General features: G+C 73.9%; 16 protein-coding genes and 2 pseudogenes. 2 read left to right on the top strand and 16 right to left on the bottom strand.

Going from position 1 to position 16,067, the window contains the following annotated elements:
* Nucleotides 1-2: 2 nt before the first annotated feature.
* Entirely contained in the window at nucleotides 3-1,373 is a 1,371-nt protein-coding gene (locus LWC33_RS14685; RefSeq protein ID WP_233304933.1) for an FAD-dependent oxidoreductase, read from the bottom strand.
* Between the two features lie 112 nt (nucleotides 1,374-1,485).
* On the opposite strand from LWC33_RS14685, the gene LWC33_RS14680 reads away from it, so the two are divergent.
* The gene (locus LWC33_RS14680) at nucleotides 1,486-2,091 is read left to right on the top strand and encodes a helix-turn-helix domain-containing protein (RefSeq protein WP_233304932.1); all 606 of its coding nucleotides are present in this window, start codon (nucleotides 1,486-1,488) and stop codon (nucleotides 2,089-2,091) included.
* A gap of 21 nt (nucleotides 2,092-2,112) precedes the next feature.
* On the opposite strand, the gene LWC33_RS14675 is transcribed toward LWC33_RS14680, so the two are convergent.
* The 6 genes from LWC33_RS14675 to LWC33_RS14650 all read right to left on the bottom strand — a co-directional run bounded on the left by LWC33_RS14675 (nucleotide 2,113) and on the right by LWC33_RS14650 (nucleotide 8,154).
* Nucleotides 2,113-3,624 carry an argininosuccinate lyase gene (locus LWC33_RS14675; RefSeq protein ID WP_233304931.1) on the bottom strand — a complete coding sequence of 504 codons (1,512 nt, stop codon included), beginning with the start codon at nucleotides 3,622-3,624 and terminating at the stop codon, nucleotides 2,113-2,115.
* Nucleotides 3,621-4,697: a 1-aminocyclopropane-1-carboxylate deaminase/D-cysteine desulfhydrase gene (locus LWC33_RS14670; protein WP_233304930.1), complete on the bottom strand. Its 1,077-nt coding sequence runs from the start codon at nucleotides 4,695-4,697 to the stop codon at nucleotides 3,621-3,623. Before LWC33_RS14670 ends, LWC33_RS14675 begins: the two co-directional genes overlap by 4 nt.
* Nucleotides 4,687-6,033, bottom strand: coding sequence for a class-II fumarase/aspartase family protein (locus LWC33_RS14665; RefSeq protein WP_233304929.1), 1,347 nt, complete (start codon nucleotides 6,031-6,033; stop codon nucleotides 4,687-4,689). The genes LWC33_RS14670 and LWC33_RS14665 overlap by 11 nt, the downstream gene beginning before the upstream one ends.
* On the bottom strand, nucleotides 6,018-6,950 hold the full coding sequence (locus LWC33_RS14660; protein WP_443719703.1) for an XcbA family protein: 933 nt from the start codon (nucleotides 6,948-6,950) through the stop codon (nucleotides 6,018-6,020). The genes LWC33_RS14665 and LWC33_RS14660 overlap by 16 nt, the downstream gene beginning before the upstream one ends.
* A complete protein-coding gene (locus tag LWC33_RS14655) occupies nucleotides 6,947-7,732 on the bottom strand; it encodes a phosphosulfolactate synthase (RefSeq protein WP_233304927.1) in 786 nt (261 codons plus the stop codon). Before LWC33_RS14655 ends, LWC33_RS14660 begins: the two co-directional genes overlap by 4 nt.
* Before the next feature lie 74 nt (nucleotides 7,733-7,806).
* A complete protein-coding gene (locus LWC33_RS14650) occupies nucleotides 7,807-8,154 on the bottom strand; it encodes a hypothetical protein (protein ID WP_233304926.1) in 348 nt (115 codons plus the stop codon).
* Nucleotides 8,155-8,310: 156 nt separating this feature from the next.
* Between LWC33_RS14650 and LWC33_RS14645 the strand changes: the two genes are divergently transcribed.
* Nucleotides 8,311-8,715, top strand: coding sequence for an OsmC family protein (locus LWC33_RS14645; protein ID WP_233304925.1), 405 nt, complete (start codon nucleotides 8,311-8,313; stop codon nucleotides 8,713-8,715).
* Here LWC33_RS14645 and larC read toward each other — a convergent pair whose 3' ends face one another.
* From larC to LWC33_RS36520, 9 genes and pseudogenes are all read right to left on the bottom strand, one after another.
* Nucleotides 8,716-9,873: a nickel pincer cofactor biosynthesis protein LarC gene (gene larC / locus LWC33_RS14640; protein WP_233304924.1), complete on the bottom strand. Its 1,158-nt coding sequence runs from the start codon at nucleotides 9,871-9,873 to the stop codon at nucleotides 8,716-8,718.
* Nucleotides 9,870-10,562 carry a nickel pincer cofactor biosynthesis protein LarB gene (larB, locus tag LWC33_RS14635; protein ID WP_233304923.1) on the bottom strand — a complete coding sequence of 231 codons (693 nt, stop codon included), beginning with the start codon at nucleotides 10,560-10,562 and terminating at the stop codon, nucleotides 9,870-9,872. The genes larC and larB overlap by 4 nt, the downstream gene beginning before the upstream one ends.
* On the bottom strand, nucleotides 10,559-11,413 hold the full coding sequence (larE, locus tag LWC33_RS14630) for an ATP-dependent sacrificial sulfur transferase LarE (RefSeq protein ID WP_233304922.1): 855 nt from the start codon (nucleotides 11,411-11,413) through the stop codon (nucleotides 10,559-10,561). Before larE ends, larB begins: the two co-directional genes overlap by 4 nt.
* Before the next feature lie 227 nt (nucleotides 11,414-11,640).
* Nucleotides 11,641-12,171 carry a helix-turn-helix domain-containing protein gene (locus LWC33_RS36005; protein WP_233304921.1) on the bottom strand — a complete coding sequence of 177 codons (531 nt, stop codon included), beginning with the start codon at nucleotides 12,169-12,171 and terminating at the stop codon, nucleotides 11,641-11,643.
* Nucleotides 12,172-12,226: 55 nt separating this feature from the next.
* A complete protein-coding gene (locus LWC33_RS14620; RefSeq protein ID WP_233304920.1) occupies nucleotides 12,227-12,922 on the bottom strand; it encodes an NAD(P)/FAD-dependent oxidoreductase in 696 nt (231 codons plus the stop codon).
* Nucleotides 12,923-12,970: 48 nt separating this feature from the next.
* Nucleotides 12,971-13,142 (bottom strand): annotated as a pseudogene (locus LWC33_RS36525) (FAD-dependent oxidoreductase); the annotation flags it as partial.
* Between the two features lie 4 nt (nucleotides 13,143-13,146).
* Complete coding sequence (locus tag LWC33_RS14615) at nucleotides 13,147-14,490, bottom strand: FMN-binding glutamate synthase family protein (protein ID WP_233304919.1); 1,344 nt, start codon at nucleotides 14,488-14,490, stop codon at nucleotides 13,147-13,149.
* Between the two features lie 36 nt (nucleotides 14,491-14,526).
* Nucleotides 14,527-15,288, bottom strand: coding sequence for a transposase (locus LWC33_RS14610; protein WP_233304918.1), 762 nt, complete (start codon nucleotides 15,286-15,288; stop codon nucleotides 14,527-14,529).
* A 151-nt stretch (nucleotides 15,289-15,439) separates the two neighbouring features.
* A pseudogene (locus LWC33_RS36520) lies at nucleotides 15,440-15,748 on the bottom strand (IS110 family transposase); the annotation flags it as partial.
* Between the last annotated feature and the right edge of the window lie 319 nt (nucleotides 15,749-16,067).

Genomic DNA, 16,067 nt, shown 5'->3' with positions numbered 1-16,067 from the left:
CGTCAGCCCTTCTCGCGGTTCCGGCGCGCGGCCTCCGCGAGGCCGTTGGTCGCGGCGACCACGATCGGCTCGTTGAGCGCGCCGATCGCCGGCGAGTAGACGTTCTCCATGGTGGACAGGTCGTCGAAGGTCATCCCGAACCGGATCGCCTGGGCGAGGAAGTCGGCCCGCTCCTTGATCCCCTCGCCGCCGCCGACCATCTGGGCCCCGATGAGCCGCAGGGCGCCGGGCTCGGCCAGGAGCTTGACCTTGATCTTCTGCACGCCCGGGTAGTACCGCGCCCGTGAGATGCCCTCGGCCACCCCGAGCACGTACGGGATGCCCAACGCCGTCGCCGTCGCCTCGCCGAAGGAGGCGCCGCCGATGACCCACTTGCCCGCCGGGGTCCCCCACGGGACGAAGACGGCACGGTAGGCGCGGGTGCCGCCGCCGGCGTTGGTCCCGGCGGTCTTGCCCTGTGCGTAGGCGTGGGACCCCGTCAGGCCCTGCAGGGGGGTGCGGGTCAGGCCGTGCGGGATCTCGGCCGCGTCCCCCGCCGCCCAGATGTTCGGTGCGGAGGTCTTCATCCGTTCGTCGACGATGATCCCGCCGGTCGACCCGATCCGGATCCCCGCGGCCCGGGCGAGGTCGTTCCGGGGGGTCTTGTGGGTCGCGATCACCACGAGGTCGGCCGGGATCTCCCCGTCGGAGGTCCCGACCGCGCGGACCGCGCCGCTCCCGTCCCCGAGGAACTCCTGCAACGTGGTGTTGAAGTGCAGGTGGACGCCCAGCTCGCGCCAGGAGTCCTCGACCGGGGCCATGATGTCGGGATCGGCCATCATCGCCAGCGGATACGGGTTGGGATCGATCAGATGGGTCTCGATGTCCCGGTGGGCCAGCGCGGTCACCATCTCGAGCCCGAGCGGTCCGGCCTCGACGACGACGGCGCGCTTCGTCTCGCCGATGACCTTGTCCCACTCCATGGCCGCACGGATGTTCTTCACGTAGTACAGCCCGGCGAGGTCGCCGCCGGGCACTCCCGGGTCGGCGTAGTCCCAGCCGGTCGCGATGACCAGCTGGTCGTAGCGGACCTCGCCCTCGCCGTCGACCGACACGGTCTGCGCCTTCGGGTCGACGGCGGCCACCCGGGTCTCGTAGTGCACGTCGATGCCGGCGTCGACGTAGGCCTGCTTGCCTGCGAGGAACAGCCGCTCGAAGTCCGGGATCTCGCCCCCGTGGACGTAGGGGATGCCGCACGGGCTGTAGGCGACGTCCTCGAACTCGGTGTAGACGGTGACCTCGGCGGACGGGTCGGCGGCCTTGACCCCGCCGGCGGCTCCCAGACCCGCGGCACCGCCCCCGATGATCACAGTCCTGCGTGCGGCTGGCGACACGGCTCCGACCCTCTCGTTCCGGGTAGACTTCGGTCGACGGGAGCGTCGACTATACGAAATTTGTTCGTACGATACTAAACACGGATTGCCTGTCAAGCCGCGAGGAGGCTCGATGCCCGCCGCCGCTGCCGCCGCGCCCGAACCCTCGGGACGCGCCGCTCCGCACCTGGACAGCGTGGTGGGGGCGATCGGCCCGAAGATCCGGGAGCTGCGCCGGCGGCAGGGCATGACGCTGCAGCAGCTCGCGCACCACGCGGACGTCTCCGCGGCCTCGGTGCACAAGGTCGAGCGGGGGACGATGGTGCCCACCATCACGACCCTGCTGAAGCTGGCGGCAGCCCTGGACGTGCCCGCCCGTCACTTCGTCGAGGACGAGGAGCCGTCGGGGACGCTCACCCGGTTCGCCGACGCCGGGGACGGGCCCGTGCGGATCACCGGCCCGGCCGAGCGGTTCCGCGCCGAGGGCACGGCCTCGCGGCTGCGGCCCGGCGAGGGCTGGACCGCCGAGCCCCGACCGGGGGAGGCGTTGCTGCTGGTCCTCGCCGGTGCGGCCGAGGTCGCCCTGGCCGGGGAGACGACCGTCGTGGCCGCGGGCGAGGCGTTCCACCTCCCGACCAGGTCCGGGTACACGGTGGCCGCCACGGGCGGCGACGGCGGCGAGGGCCCCGACGGCGACGAGGTCGCCGAGGTCGTCAGGGTGGAGGTCCCGGGGACCTGACGGCACGACGGGTCCTCGGCCTCAGGTGCGCAGCGCATCCCGGGCCCGCCCCAGGAGGTCCGCCTCCACCGTCTCGAAGGCCGCGAGCCGTGCCGATGCCTCGTCGGCCAGTGTGCCGAGGTCGGCACGCAGGTCCCGCACCATCGCCGCCACCGCGTCGGGGGCCGCACCGCCCTCGGCGCGGCGCGTGGCCACGATCTGCTGCGGATCGAGCACCGCGGAGAGATCGGTACCCGCGAGCCCCCACGATCGTCCGGTGTGCCGGAGGGCCTGCGCGTCCACCATCTCGCCCGTGATCGCGCTGCCCGGGACGCCGTCGCGGGCCGCCTGCCGGACCGTGTTCCCGACGACCACGTAGGCCGAGCGGTAGTCCACGCCGAGCCGCTGCACGAGATGTTCCGCCAGGTCGGTGGCCTGGGTGTAGCCCCGGTCCAGCTCGTCGCGCATCCGCTCGGCGTTCACGCTCAGCGTGGCCACGACCCCGCCGGTGAGCGTCGTGATGCGCTGGGCGAGGTCGAGGGCCCGGGGCACCTCGCCGTAGGCGAAGATCAGGTTGTCGCTGCGGGCGGAGGGGCTCTTCGTGACGGCGAGGAACCCGGTGAGCCTGCCGATCATGACGCCGGACGCGCCGCGGATGATCGCCAACGCGTAGGGGTTGCGCTTCTGCGGCATGAGGATGCTCGACCGGCTGTAGCCGTCGGCCAGGTCGACGAAGTCGAACTCGCTCGACGAGAAGATCTCCAGGTCCTCGGCCAGCTTCGAGAAGTTCGAGAGCAGGCTGGCGGTGGACGCCAGGACGTGGATCAGCGCGTCCACCTGCCACATCGCGTCCCGGGTGTGCGGGATGACGTCGTCGAACCCGAGTGCGTCGGCGATCGGGTCGCGGTCGTCGAGGAGCCGGGTGCCGTTGACGCACCCGGCGCCGCCCGGACTGCGGCTGATCCAGCCGAGCTCGTCGAGGAGCCGCCGGGAGTCCCGGACCACCGAGTACGCGAAGGACAGGAGGTAGTGCCCGAAGGTCGACGGCTGGGCCTGTTGCAGGTAGGTCTGGTCGGGCAGCAGCGTCTCGGCGTGCTCCTCCGCGCGGTCGACCATCGTGAGGCCGGCCGCGACGGTGTCGACGACGAGCCGGGCGAGCTGCCGGCGCAGGTGCAGGCGCAGCGCGATCCGGGCCGCCTCCCGGCGGGGCCGGCCCGCGTGCAGCCACCCCGCCGTGTCGCCGATGCGGGAGACGAAGTACCGCTCGCGGGAGTTGTAGGGCTCGCCGTGGACGGGGTCGTAGGGGAACTCCTCCGGCGCGATGTCGACGACCTCGAGCAGCAGGGCGAGCAGGGTGCGGCAGGCCTCGGGCGGGACGAGCCCGCGCCGGGACAGGTCCAGCACGTGGGCGACGTCGGCGAGGTTCAGCCCGTGGTGCAGGAACGCGGCGTCCGCGTTCTCCAGCTCGAAGCCGGAGCGGATCAGCTCCGGCGCGGGCCCGTTCTCCGGGAACCCCTCGGGCCGCGTGCGCCGGGCCCGGGCGGTGTCGGTCATGGCGTGCCGTGTCCTTCCTCGAGACGGGGGCGGGAGGTGCTCACCGGGACGCCCTCGGGCCGGCCCAGCCGGTCGATCGCCGCGGCCACGCCGCCCGTGTGCCACCAGACGACGGGTCCGGGACGGTCGTGGCAGAGATCGAGGGCGACGGAGAAGGCCTCCGCGCCGTAGGTCGCGTCGAGCAGGAACCCCTCGGTGTGCAGCGCGGTCCGGCAGCGCTCCCGCTCCTGCGGCGTCAACGAGCCGAACCCCGGCCCGCGGGCGTCGACGAGCTCGAGCTGCGCGGGACGCGGGGGCGGCGCGCCGCGGAGGACCGAGCACTGCCGGGCGAGGGCCAGCACGTGCTCGCGCACGGCCGCGGGGGGCCGGCTCACCGACACGCCGACGACGGGAACGGGGCAGCCCGCCTCCGCCAGGCCCGAGAGCAGACCGGCGCAGCTGCCGCCCGACCCGACCGGCAGCACGATCGCCGAGGGCCGGTCGTCCAGCGCCGCCAGCTGCGCGACCAGCTCCCGGGCGGCGTCGGCGAAGCCGAGGGCGCCGATGGCCGTGGACCCGCCCCGCGGTACCGCGTAGGCCTTCCGGCCGGAGAGGCTGAGCTCGGCCGCTCGCTCTGCCACGAGGACGTCGACGGCATCGCGGTCGTCGTCACCGGTCGGGAGGATCCGCGCCCCCGCGGCCCGGGCGATCCGCATGTTCGGTGCCGCCCCGGGGTCGCCCCAGACGACCAGCTCGCACTCCAGGTCCGCCACGCGGGCCGCGACCGCGGCCGCGGCGCAGAAGTTCGACCCGGGGCCTCCCCCGGTCACGAGGACCCGCGCCCCGAAGTCGATCGCCGCGCCCACCAGGTACTCGAGGGCCCGTGCCTTGTTCCCCGCCACGGCGAACCCGACGAGGTCGTCGCGCTTGACGAGCAGCCGGCCCGGACCGGTGGCCGCGAGCCTGCGGGCGGGGACCAGCGGGGTCGGCAGCGTGGCGAGGGGGAACCGCGGTGGCAGTCTTGTCATCGGGGTCTTCGTCGGGGCCGTCATCGGCTCGTCGTCGGGGTCGTCATCGGGGTCGTCACCGCTCACCCGCCACGCGGTCCCGGTCGGCGGCCCGCGCGAGGACGGTGTCCACCATGGCCGCCGCGGCGTCGATCGCGCTGCTGGCGGCCCACGCCCGCACCTCGTCCGGTGTGGCGAGCCCGCGGGCGGCGAGCGACTCGGCGAGGTCCCCGCCCTCGACCCGGAGGACGTCGTGCAGCACGGCCTGTGCCCGGTGCTTCCCGATCCGCTCGGCGAGCCCGGCGAGCACCCGCTCGGCGGTCAGTCCTCCGGAGCGCGCCAGGGTCCGTGCCATGGCGTCCGGGTGCACCTCGAGGTCCTCGACGAGGCCGCGGCCGAGGCGGAGCGCGGTCGCCGTCAGCTGGCAGATCTCGGGCAGGGCGATCCACTCGGCCTTCCAGGCCCGCCCGTCCCGCTCGTGGGCGGCGACCATGCCCTCCAGCAGGACACCGGCGGAGGAGCGGGCCAGCCGCGCCAGGGTGTCGAGGTGCTCGGCGATCTCCGGATTGCGCTTGTGCGGCATGGTGATGCTGCTGACCGCACCCGGCGGGGCGGGTTCGGCCAGCTCGTCGATCTCGGGGCGGGCCAGCTCGTAGACCTCGGTGCCGAGGCGCGCGAGGGTGCCGCAGACCATGGCGAGACACCCGCCGAACTCCGCGATGCGGTCCCGGGACGTGAGCCACGAGATGCCCGGGTCGTGGAGGTCGAGCCGGGCGCAGAACCGGCGGCGCAGCTCGGGGCCGGCGGGCCCGAAGAAGGCGAGGTTGCCGACGGCCCCGGCGAGCTGGCCCACCTCCCAGCGGGGGCGGCCCTCCTCGAACCTGCTCCGGTGGCGCCCGATCTCGTCGGCCCACGAGGCGACCTTGAACCCGAAGGTGATGGGCGAGCCGGGCTGGCCATGGGTACGGCCGGCCATCGGCGTCGTCCGGTGCGCCGCGGCGAGATCGAGGAGGGACCGCTCGATGGCGCACAGATCGCGCCGGACGATCCGGCCCACGTCACGCAGCACGATCCCGAACCATGTGTCGGTGACGTCCTGGACCGTCGCCCCGAGGTAGACGTGCTCGCGGGCGTGCTCCGGGAGGAGCCGCTGCAGGCCGCGGATCAGGCCGAGCGTGGAGTGCGACGTCGCCCGGGTCTGCTCGGCGACGTGGTCCAGGTCGAGGTCCTCCACCCGGGCACCCGCCTCGATCGCCTCGGCGGACGAGAGGGGGATGATGCCCAGCTCGGCCTGGGCCCGGGCCAGCGCGACCAGCACCTCCAGCCACGACCGGAGCATGGCCTCCTCGTCGAACAGCGCGTCGGTCTCCGGGCCGCCCCAGAGATGCCGGTACACCCGCGACGCGCTCAGCCGGTTGCCCACGGTCCGCCCTCCCGTTCGGCCAGCAGGGCCAGGGCCTCCCGCACGTGGGCCAGCGACGACCCCCACGGCACCGACACCCAGCCGTCGCCCTGGTCGAGGTCCTCCTCCTGCAGACAGCACTTGGTCAGGGTCGGCGCGTCCGGCCGGCTCCGGGCGACCGTCCGCTTGGGACAGAAGTCGACGGACGGGGGTTCGTCGCCGTAGAACCAGCGGTGGATCTGCAGGGAGCGGGTGCAACCGAGCAGCGTCCAGTCGGCCCGGGGCGGGTGCTCGTCCAGGTAGGACACGGCCGCTCCGGGCACCTCGCCCCCGGAGCCGCGGCAGGGGAGCAGGTAGTGCCCGGCCGGTGCGCGGGTGGCGAGCTCGGCGAGGTCCTCGGACCGTTCGATGATCCGTACCGGACGCAGGTCCTCGGTCACGGCCACCACCCGGCGCGCCTGGTCGGCCAGCTTCGCCGGCTCGGGGGGCACGACCTCGCGCACGACGACCGGCAGCGGCTGCGCGTCCAGGATGAAGTTCACGTGCGCGTAGCGCCCCTCGACGACGACCGCCCGGGCACCGGGCGCCCGGTCGAGCGCGACCGCCGCCAGCGCGGACGGGATGCCGGTGTCGACCTCGGGGGCGCGGACCCAGGTGCACTCGGCCGGGCCGGCCAGCATCTCGACCGCCATCACCTCGGAGAAGAGCGGGCCGGGGTCCCGCCGTTCGACGCGCACGAGGGCGGTCGGGCCGGGATCGTGCGGGTCCCGGCGCGCCACCACGAACCGGGTCCGCCGGTAGGCCTGCCGCCCCACCAGGTGGGCGCGCAGCGACGGTTCGTCGAGTGCCACCTCCGGCGGGACCGTCGTCACCGCGACGCCCCGGTACCGGAGCGGGACGAAGTTCGCCCCCGGTCGCGGTCGGTGCGCCCCGCTCATGCCGGTCCGGCGCCCGCGGACTGCTGGGTGGGGAGGGCGGCCGTGTCGGAGCGCAGGCCGAGCCGGAGGGTCTCGACCGAGAGCACCTCGCCGAGGCCGACGTTGCCGAGGTTGACGTCCGGCCCGAAACGTCGCACGAACCAGGCCTGCTGCGTCGACCGCGGCGCCTCGAACACGACCCGGGAGGGGTCCACGGCCGACACCACCGCCTCGACGACGTCGGGGCGCACCCGGCCCGCGGAGTCGAAGGTGCCGACGGTGCCGCTCTGCCGCCCCTCGGTGACGACGAGGGCGGCGCCGGCGTCGAGATCACGGAGGCACTCGTGCGGCCAGGTGCGAGCCGCCTGCTGGTCGCCCGGCGCCTTGCTGCCGACCTCGGCGAGGACGGTGAACCGGCGCGCCGCGAGCGCGATCAGCCTGCCCTTGTCCTGAAGGGACATCGGCACGGTGCCACGGGAGACCTCGACGTGGTCGAAGCCCGCGCCGGCGGCCCAGGCCAGGCACCGCTCCGCCCGGTCCTGGGCCCAGGCGATCTCGAGCATCGTCCCGCCCAGACACACCGCGATCCCCTGCCGGCGCAGCAGCGCGATCTTCGCGTCGAGCCCGGCGTCGACGTACGCGGTGCCCCAGCCGACCTTCCAGATGTCGATGTGTGCTGCGGCCGAGGACAGCAGGTCGGCGACCGTGCGGACCCCTGCCCCGGGGTCGAGGACGTGGGTGAGCCCGGTGGTGCGGGGCTTGGCGCTGCGGTCCGGGAGATCGAGGAAGTCGGCGGGCGGCACGGGGAGCACCTTTTTCTGATAGTCGCAGTTCTTCTACGATCGGAAACGTGGGGACCGTGCCCGGCCTGCCGGGTTCAGATCGCGCGGGCGGGTGTGCCGACCGCGCGCAGATGCGGCCCGTCGGGGCGCACGGAGCCCCGGCCGACGATGTCGACGGCGAGCGCGAACGCCCAGGCCGCACGCTCCGGATGGACCCACCGGTGCCGGTCGGCGAAGGTCAGCCACTCCTGCGGTCCGACGACGGCGCAGCCGGAGTAGTCCAGCTCGTGCCAGGTCACTGCCGTCTCGATCAGCTCCAGCAGGGCGTCGGGGTCGGTGTCGACCTCGAGGAGGCGGTCGTGCGAGTCGCGGAGCACCGCGGCGGTGCACTCCCCGCGGCAGTGCGCCCGGCGGAGCGGTGGCGCGGGAACGGCGGTCGTCATCGACGGCTCCCAACGATCAGGGGTCACTGCGTGCGGTGCACCGACCAGGGCCGATCGGTGATGCCGATCACTGTGCCCCAGCCCGGTTGCACAGCTGTTGCACGCGCACCGGGCCCGGACGACCCGCCGGTGGAGCCGGCGGCGAAGGAGGAGGACATGGGAGTACCGGAGCGGAGCGTCTCGGCGCGCTGGACGGGGGGTCTGCGGGCGGAGGTCGACGCCGGCGGGTTCACCGTGGTGGCCGACGAGCCGGAGTCCGCGGGCGGCACCGCCACCGGTCCGCAACCCACGGAGCTGTTGCTCGCCGCGCTGGCGTCCTGCTTCACGCTGGCGATCGCCTACACCGCGCGCAAGCGGGAGGTGGCCCTCGACAAGCTGGAGGTCGAGGCGACGGGGCGCTACGAGGGGCTGCGGTTCGCCGGCTTCACCGTCCTGGTCCGTGCCGCGGAGCCGCGCGGCGCGGAGCTCGACCGTCTGATCGAGGGCGCCCGGCGGGTCTGCTACGTGTCGAACACCCTGGCCGGGGCGCCGGACCTGGAGGTGGTCGCCGAGAGCCGCTGATCAGCCCGTCCGCGCCATCGCCGCGCGGGCGAGGTCGGCGACCTCGCGCACGGTCAGGCCGAGCGCGGCGGCGGCCGCGGCGACGTCGTCGTGCTCCGGTTTCGCGCCCCACGGCCCGTGCTTCACCCTGATCGAGCGCCCACCGACCTCCACGGTCGAGAAGTGCCGAGGGAGCGCGCGGCGGGCGACGCGGACCCGCCGGGCGCCCAGGCTCCCCGTCTCGCGCAGCAGCACCTCCTCGCAGACCTCGAGGTGGGCGGCGGCGACGAGCGCGTGCACGACGTGCCCCGGCCGGGACTTCTTCATCGTGGCCGGGGTGATCCAGCAGTCGGCGGCGCCCGCACCGAGGAGCCGCTCCAGGACGTGCCCGAGCACCTCTCCGGACACGTCGTCCACGGTCGTCTCGAGAACGGTCATCTCCTCGTGCCGCCGGCCCTCCGGCTCGTGCGCACCGAGCAGGGCCTGCAGCACGTTCGGGCGCCCAGGGACGTCACGGCTCCCCGCGCCGTACCCGACCCCCTGCACCGTCATCGTCGGCACCGGTCCGAACTCGGCGCCCGCGGCCAGGAGCAGGGCGATGCCGGTCGGGGTCACGCTCTCCCCGGGCAGCCCCGTGGAGGTGACGGGCGCGCGGGCCTTCGCGAGGAGGGCGGCGGTGGCCGGGGCGGGCAGCGGCAGCACGCCGTGGCTCCCGCCGACGGTCCCCGCTCCCAGGCCGAGCGGGCCCGACCGCACCGTCCCGACGTCGAGCAGATGCAGCGCCGCGGCCACACCGACCGTGTCGACGACGGTGTCGACCCCGCCGATCTCGTGCAGGTGCACCTCCTCCGGAGGCACGCCGTGCAGGACCGTCTCCACCTCCGTCAGGGCGTCGACCGCCGCGACGGCGAGGGTCGCGACCGCATCCGGTCGTGCCCGGGCCACCATCGCCCGGAGCTCGGCGGCCCGCCGGGCCGGGACGTCGTCGTCCACCCGGACCTCGGCGTGGGTGGCGGCGAGGCCGGCCCGGCGGACCCGCCGCGTTTCGAGCGACCAGCCCGTGAGGCCGGTGGACGCGATCGCGGCCCGCACCCCGTCGATCGGGGCACCGAGCTCGAGGAGGGCGCCCAGGACCATGTCGCCGGAGATGCCGCTGACCGGGTTCAGCCAGAGGATCACGAGCCGGACCCGCTCCGCCGGGCCGACCGGGCGATGCGGAAGGCGGCGAGCGCCGCCCCGAAACCGGAGTCGATGTTGACGACGGTGATGCCGGCCGCGCACGAGGTGAGCATGGCGAGCAGCGCGGTCACGCCCTCGAGGGCCGCCCCGTAGCCGACGGAGGTCGGCACGGCGATCACGGGCGCCGCCACGAGACCGGCGACGACGCTGGGCAGCGCGCCCTCCATCCCCGCGATGCACACGACGGCGTCGGCCTTCGCGATGCGGTCCTGCTCGGCCAGGAGGCGGTGCAGCCCGGCCACCCCGACGTCGTCGATGCGCTCGACCTCGAGGCCGACCGCGCGCGCGACGGCCGCCGCCTCGACCGCGACCGGCCCGTCCGACGTCCCGGCAGCGACCACCGCGACCCGGAAGTGCAGGGGAACCGGCTCGCGCCAGCGGAGCAGGCGCGCCGCCTCGTCGAGCCGGCCGCCGGGGACCAGGTCGAGGACCCGGTCGGCGCCGGCCCGGTCGATCCGGGTCACGAGGACCGGTCCGTCGCCGGCGGCCAGGAGGCTGCGCGCCACGCCCGCGACCTGCTCCGGGGTCTTCCCCGGCCCGAAGATCACCTCGGGCAGGCCGAAGCGGGCCTCGCGGTCGGTGTCCGGTCGTGCGTAGCCGAGGTCGTCGAAGCCGCGCCCCGCGCTCATCGGACGATCGCCCGGGGGAGTCCCAGGAGGACGTTCATCCGGCCGCTCCGGAACCCCTGCAGGTCGAGTGCGCAGAACTCGAAACCCGCCGCGCGCACGACGGCGTCGATCTCCGTGCGCCGTCTCGTGGCGGCCTCCAGCTCGTCCTCCGGCAGCTCGACGCGCGCGACGGTCCCGTCCGCGTGCGACCGGACCCGGCACACCGGGAAGCCCAGGCCGTGCAGGCCCTCCTCGGCCGCCTCGATCCGGGCGAGGACCTCGCGGGTCACCGGCTCGCCGTACGCGACCCGGGAGGACAGGCAGGCCGCGGCCGGCTTGTCGGTGGTCTCCAGGCCCAGCGCGGCGCTCACCGCGCGGACCTCGGCCTTGCCCATGCCCGCGTCGACGAGCGGCGCCACGGCTCCCCGTTCCCCGGCCGCCCGCAGCCCGGGCCGGTGGTCGCCGAGGTCGTCGAGGTTGGTCCCCAGCGCGACGGCGGCACCCGAGAGCGCGGCGAGGGGCTCGACGACGTCGAACAGCGCCGACTTGCAGTGGTAGCAGCGGTCGCCGCGGTTGGCGACGTACTCCGGCCGCCCCAGCTCGTCCGTACACACCTCGACGTGTGCGATGCCGTGCCGCCGGGCGAACTCCGCCGCCGCCCGCCGCTCCGAGACCGGCAGGCTGGCCGAGACCGCGGTCACGGCCAGCGCCCGCGCGCCGAGGACCTCGTGCGCGACCGCCGCGACCAGCGCCGAGTCCACCCCGCCCGAGAAGGCGACGATCAGCGCCGACTCGGCGGCCAGGCGGGCGCGGAGGTCCTCGAGCGTCCGCTCGGCGGTCCGCGTCACGCGGTCGTCGCCGCGTCCGTCCATGTCGTCCCCTTCGACCAGGCACACCGCGCCGGAGTGCGTCCCGACAGGCTCGCCTCCGGCGGCATGGTCGGCAACCTATTGCGAGCCGGGCGGCGGGGACAGAGCGGCGCGCTGGTCCAGCGCGAACGCCTCGGCGATCGGGCCCGTCCGCGCCTCGGCCTCGACGACCTCCCCGGTCCACGACCCGTTCCGCTCGCTGTGATGCCCGCGCGGTATCGGACTGCGGCTCAGCCGTCCGCGTCGGTGCCGAGCTCCCCGTAGGCGACGACGGAGAGGAACCGGATCGGCAGGGCGACCAGCTCGCGCGGGCCGTGCACGCCCTCGCCGTCGAGCTGCAGTGCGTCGCCGGGGCGCAGCGGGTAGCTGGACTCGCCGTGGCCGTAGACCATCTCGCCTTCGAGCATGTAGAGCAGTTCGGTGCCGGGGTGCTGGAACAGCGGGAACTCCTCGCTGCGCTCGGTGAGCGTGACGAGGTGGGCCGCCGCCTCGCGGGGGGTGTCGGCGCCGCGGAACAGCGAGGTGACCGGCACGTCGAGGGCGTCGGCGAGGCGGGCGAGGGTGGTCAGGCTGCACGAGGTCCGAGCGTTCTCGATCTTCGACAGCATCGGTTTCGAGAGGCCCGTGCGCAGGGCCATCTCGGCGAGGGTGGCCCCGGAGGTCCGCCGGATCCTGCGGACCTCGGCGCCGATCGCGCGCTCGAGCCGGTTCTCACGCCCGGCCGGCTCGACGACCTCGCGGACGGCGGGCCCATGCCCCACGGGATCCCTCGGTGACCCGGTGCCCGCGGCCGGGTCGTCGAGCCGAACGCACACGTCAGCGCATCTCGCCGGCGCCGACGTACGGATGGGGGCTGCGGAGCAGGGCACCCTCGGCGAACCGGGAGAGGCGGAAGTCGGACTCGGGGACGTCGGGGTGGCTGCTGCCGCCGTCGACGACGAGGTCGGCGACCAGCCGGCCCACCGACGGCGAGATCTTGAAGCCGTGCCCGGAGAACCCGGCGGCGACGATCAACCCGGCGATCGGGGTCGCGGAGATGGCCGGGTTGAAGTCGGGGGTGACGTCGTAGCAGCCGGCGTAGGTCGAGGCGATCGAGGCGTCGTCCAGCCCGGGGAACCGGGTGCCGACCTTGTCGACGGTGAGGTCGAGGAAGGCCTCGGTCGCCTGGTTCGAGTAGTTGTCCGGGTCGGCGGGCTCGAGCTCGGCGAGATCCGAGTTGCCGAACAGGATCTCCCCGCCGCTCTCGGGCCGGACGTACTGCAGCGAGACCAGGTCCGAGAAGACCGGCACGCGGCCGAGGTCCTGGCCCGGGTCGATGAGCACGATCTGCTCGCGGTGCACCGTGATCGGGAGGTCGATCCCGTGCGCGGCCAGCAGCGGCACCGACCAGGGCCCGGCCGCGAGGACGACGGCGCCGGCCTCGATCGTCGAGCCGTCGGCCAGGCGGACCCCCGTGACCTTCTCCCCGGGGGCGAGGATCTCCGTGACGGTGGTGCCCGTGGAACCCGACATCCTCGCCGAGGATCTCGGCGGCGTTCTCGAAGATCTCGAGGGCCTGGGTGGCCATGGCGGCCAACGAGGACACCCCGTAGTGGCAGCGGACCACCCCGGAGGACTTGCCGGTGCCGCCGGAGCCGACGGTGTCCCGCTCGACGATGACGACGTCGGTGATCCCGCGTCGGGTCAGGGCCCAGGCGGTGGCGCACCCCTCCAGCCCGCCACCGACGATCACGACCTCAGGCACCGGGGCCTCCGGGGATCCAGTTCGTGCCGGCCAGCGGGACGCGGGCCATGGCGGCGGCCTCGATCGTCAGCGCGACGAGGTCCTCCGGCTCGAGGTGCTGCAGGTGCGCCTTGCCGCAGGCGCGGGCGATGGTCTGGGCCTCCATGGTGAACACCCGCAGGTAGTTCGCGAGCCGCTTGCCGCCCGCGACCGGGTCCAGCCGCGCGGCGAGCTCCGGGTCCTGGGTGGAGATGCCGGCGGGGTCGCGGCCGTCCTGGAAGTCGTCGTAGAACCCGGCCTCGGACCCGAGCTCGCGGTACTCCTCGGCGTAGCGCGGGTCGTTGTCGCCCAACGCGATCAGCGCCGCGGTGCCGATCGCGACGGCGTCGGCGCCCAGGGCCATGGCCTTGGCGACGTCCGCCCCGGTGCGAATGCCCCCGGAGACGATCAGCTGGACCTTGCGGTGCAGGCCGAGCTCCTGCAGTGCCTGCACGGCCTGCGGGATCGCCGCGAGGGTCGGGATGCCGACGTTCTCGATGAACACCTCCTGGGTGGTGGCGGTGCCGCCCTGCATCCCGTCGACGACGACCACGTCCGCGCACGAGGCGACCGCCAGCTTGACGTCGTAGTAGGTCCGCGAGGCGCCGATCTTCACGTAGATCGGCTTCTCCCAGTCGGTGATCCCGCGCAGTTCGGTGATCTTGATGGCGAGGTCGTCCGGGCCGGTCCAGTCCGGGTGCCGGCAGGCCGAGCGCTGGTCGATCCCCGCAGGGAGGGTGCGCATCCCGGCGACCCGGTCGGAGATCTTCTGCCCCAACAGCATCCCGCCGCCGCCGGGCTTCGCGCCCTGCCCGAGGACGATCTCGATCGCGTCGGCCTTGCGCAGGTCGGTGGGGTTCATCCCGTAGCGCGACGGGAGGTACTGGTAGACGAGGTGCGTGGACCGGCCGTGCTCCTCGGGGGTCATGCCGCCGTCGCCGGTGGTGGTGGAGGTGCCCACCTCCGACGCACCGCGGCCCAGCGCCTCCTTGGCCTGGGCGGACAGCGCGCCGAAGGACATTCCGGCGATGGTGACGGGGGTGGCGAGGTGCAGCGGGTAGCGGGCGTTGCGGTCGCCGAGGACGACGTCGGTGTCGCAGCGCTCCCGGTAGCCCTCCAGCGGGTAGCGGGACATGGAGGCGCCGAGGAAGAGCAGATCGTCGAAGTGCGGCAGCCGGCGCTTGGCGCCCCAGCCGCGGATGTCGTAGACGCCGGTCGCGGCGGCCCGCTGGATGCCGGCGATGGTGGCGCGGTCGAAGGTCGCCGACTCACGGAGTGAGGCGAGTCGGTGCTGCTCACGCAGGGCAGGGTCGATCATCGTGTCGTCCTGTGAAGAGAATCGACCGCAGCCGGGCTACGCGGTCTTGTCGAGGGTGACGCGGTAGCCGAGGTTGTGGAGTTGGTGGATGAGCCGGTCGCGTTGGCGGTCGGGGTTGCGGCGGGTGAAGTAGTCGCCGCCGAGGTCGGTGTAGTCGCAGTCCTGGGCCAGTAGGTGCCAGCTGATGACCAGGATGGAGTGAGCGACGGCGACGGCGGCTTTCTTCTTCCCGATGCGGCGGGCGAGGCGCCAGAACTGGGCCGACAGGTAGGTGTCGCGGGTGCGCGCGGCGGCCCAGGCGCACTGGACCAGGATGTCGGTGAGCCAGACGTCGCCGTGGGTGGTCTTGCCCGAGCCGCGTTTGCCGCCGGTGATGTTGTTGCCGGGGGCCAGGCCGGCCCAGGAGGCCAGGTGTGCGGCGGTGGGGAAGCGGGTCATGTCGGTGCCGATCTCGGCGATGATGGTTTCGGCGGCGCGTTTCCCGACCCCGGTGATGGTGTCGAGCCGGTCACGGGCTCGGGCGAAAGGGATCCCGGGCGCGCCGTCCCGGTCGGGCCCGGTGGGGGTGGCGAACAGGGTGTCGACGCGGTCGTCGAGTTGGGCGCTCGCCTGCTCCAGGTGCGCGGTGTGGGCCAGCGACAGCCCGATCAGCAGGGCGTGGTGGTCGGTGAATCGCCCGCGCAGCGCCTTCCGGAGCGCGGGGATCTTTTTCCGGAGCTTGCCCTTGGCCAGCTCGGCGAGCACGACGGGGTCGCGCTCGCCGGCGACCAGGGCGGCGAGCATGGCCCGCCCGGACACCCCGAGGACGTCGGAGGCGACCGAGTCGAGTTTGATGCCGGCGTCTTCGAGGGTCTTCTGGATGCGCTGACACTCGCTGGCGTGGTCGGAGGATGAGCCGTTTGCGGTAGCGGGTCAGATCCCGCAACTGCCGGATCACCGGCGGGGGCACGAAACTGCCCCGCAGCAGCCCGTGTTCGAGCAGCTCGGCCAACCACTCGGCGTCGAGCACGTCGGTCGTGCGGCCGGGCAGGATCTTCACGTGGTGGGCGTTGACCAGCAACAACTCCCACTCCTGGCCCTGGCGGTCTTCGAGGATGTACCAGACCGGCTTCCAGTACGACCCGGTGGCTTCCATCGCGATGGCGGTGACGCCTTCGGCGGCGAACCAGTCGGCCATCGCCTCCAGCGAGGAGGTGAACGTGGCGAACGTGCGGGTCTGCTTGTGCCGGCCCCGCCCATCCGGGGCCGGGGTCCGCACGCAGGCGACCACCTCGTCCTTGCCGATATCGATCCCCGCGCACCGCTCGACCAGCACGTCCACCGTCGGCCTCCCCGCCGTCCCCGGACCGATCCAGGCGGGGCCGGCGGGGCCAACCGATCAACGACGCTGTGAAGCGTGTACGAGATCAACAGTTCGAGGTGCCGGGAAGGCCCCAGGCGTCAGTCTCAGTCTGGATCCACCGGTGAAGCGCGCTGATTCGGGCGAGTCGTGACACACGAATGCCCCTCTGAGCTGGGAAGATGTGCTTACCACGGCAACATCGATCCCCGCAGAGAAGGGCATCCGCTGGATGCGA

It is taken from the genome of Pseudonocardia terrae (assembly GCF_021343995.1).
GTDB lineage: Bacteria > Actinomycetota > Actinomycetes > Mycobacteriales > Pseudonocardiaceae > Pseudonocardia > Pseudonocardia terrae.
The sequence above is the reverse complement of the archived record's forward strand: the minus strand, read 5'-3'. Positions and strand labels throughout refer to the sequence as shown.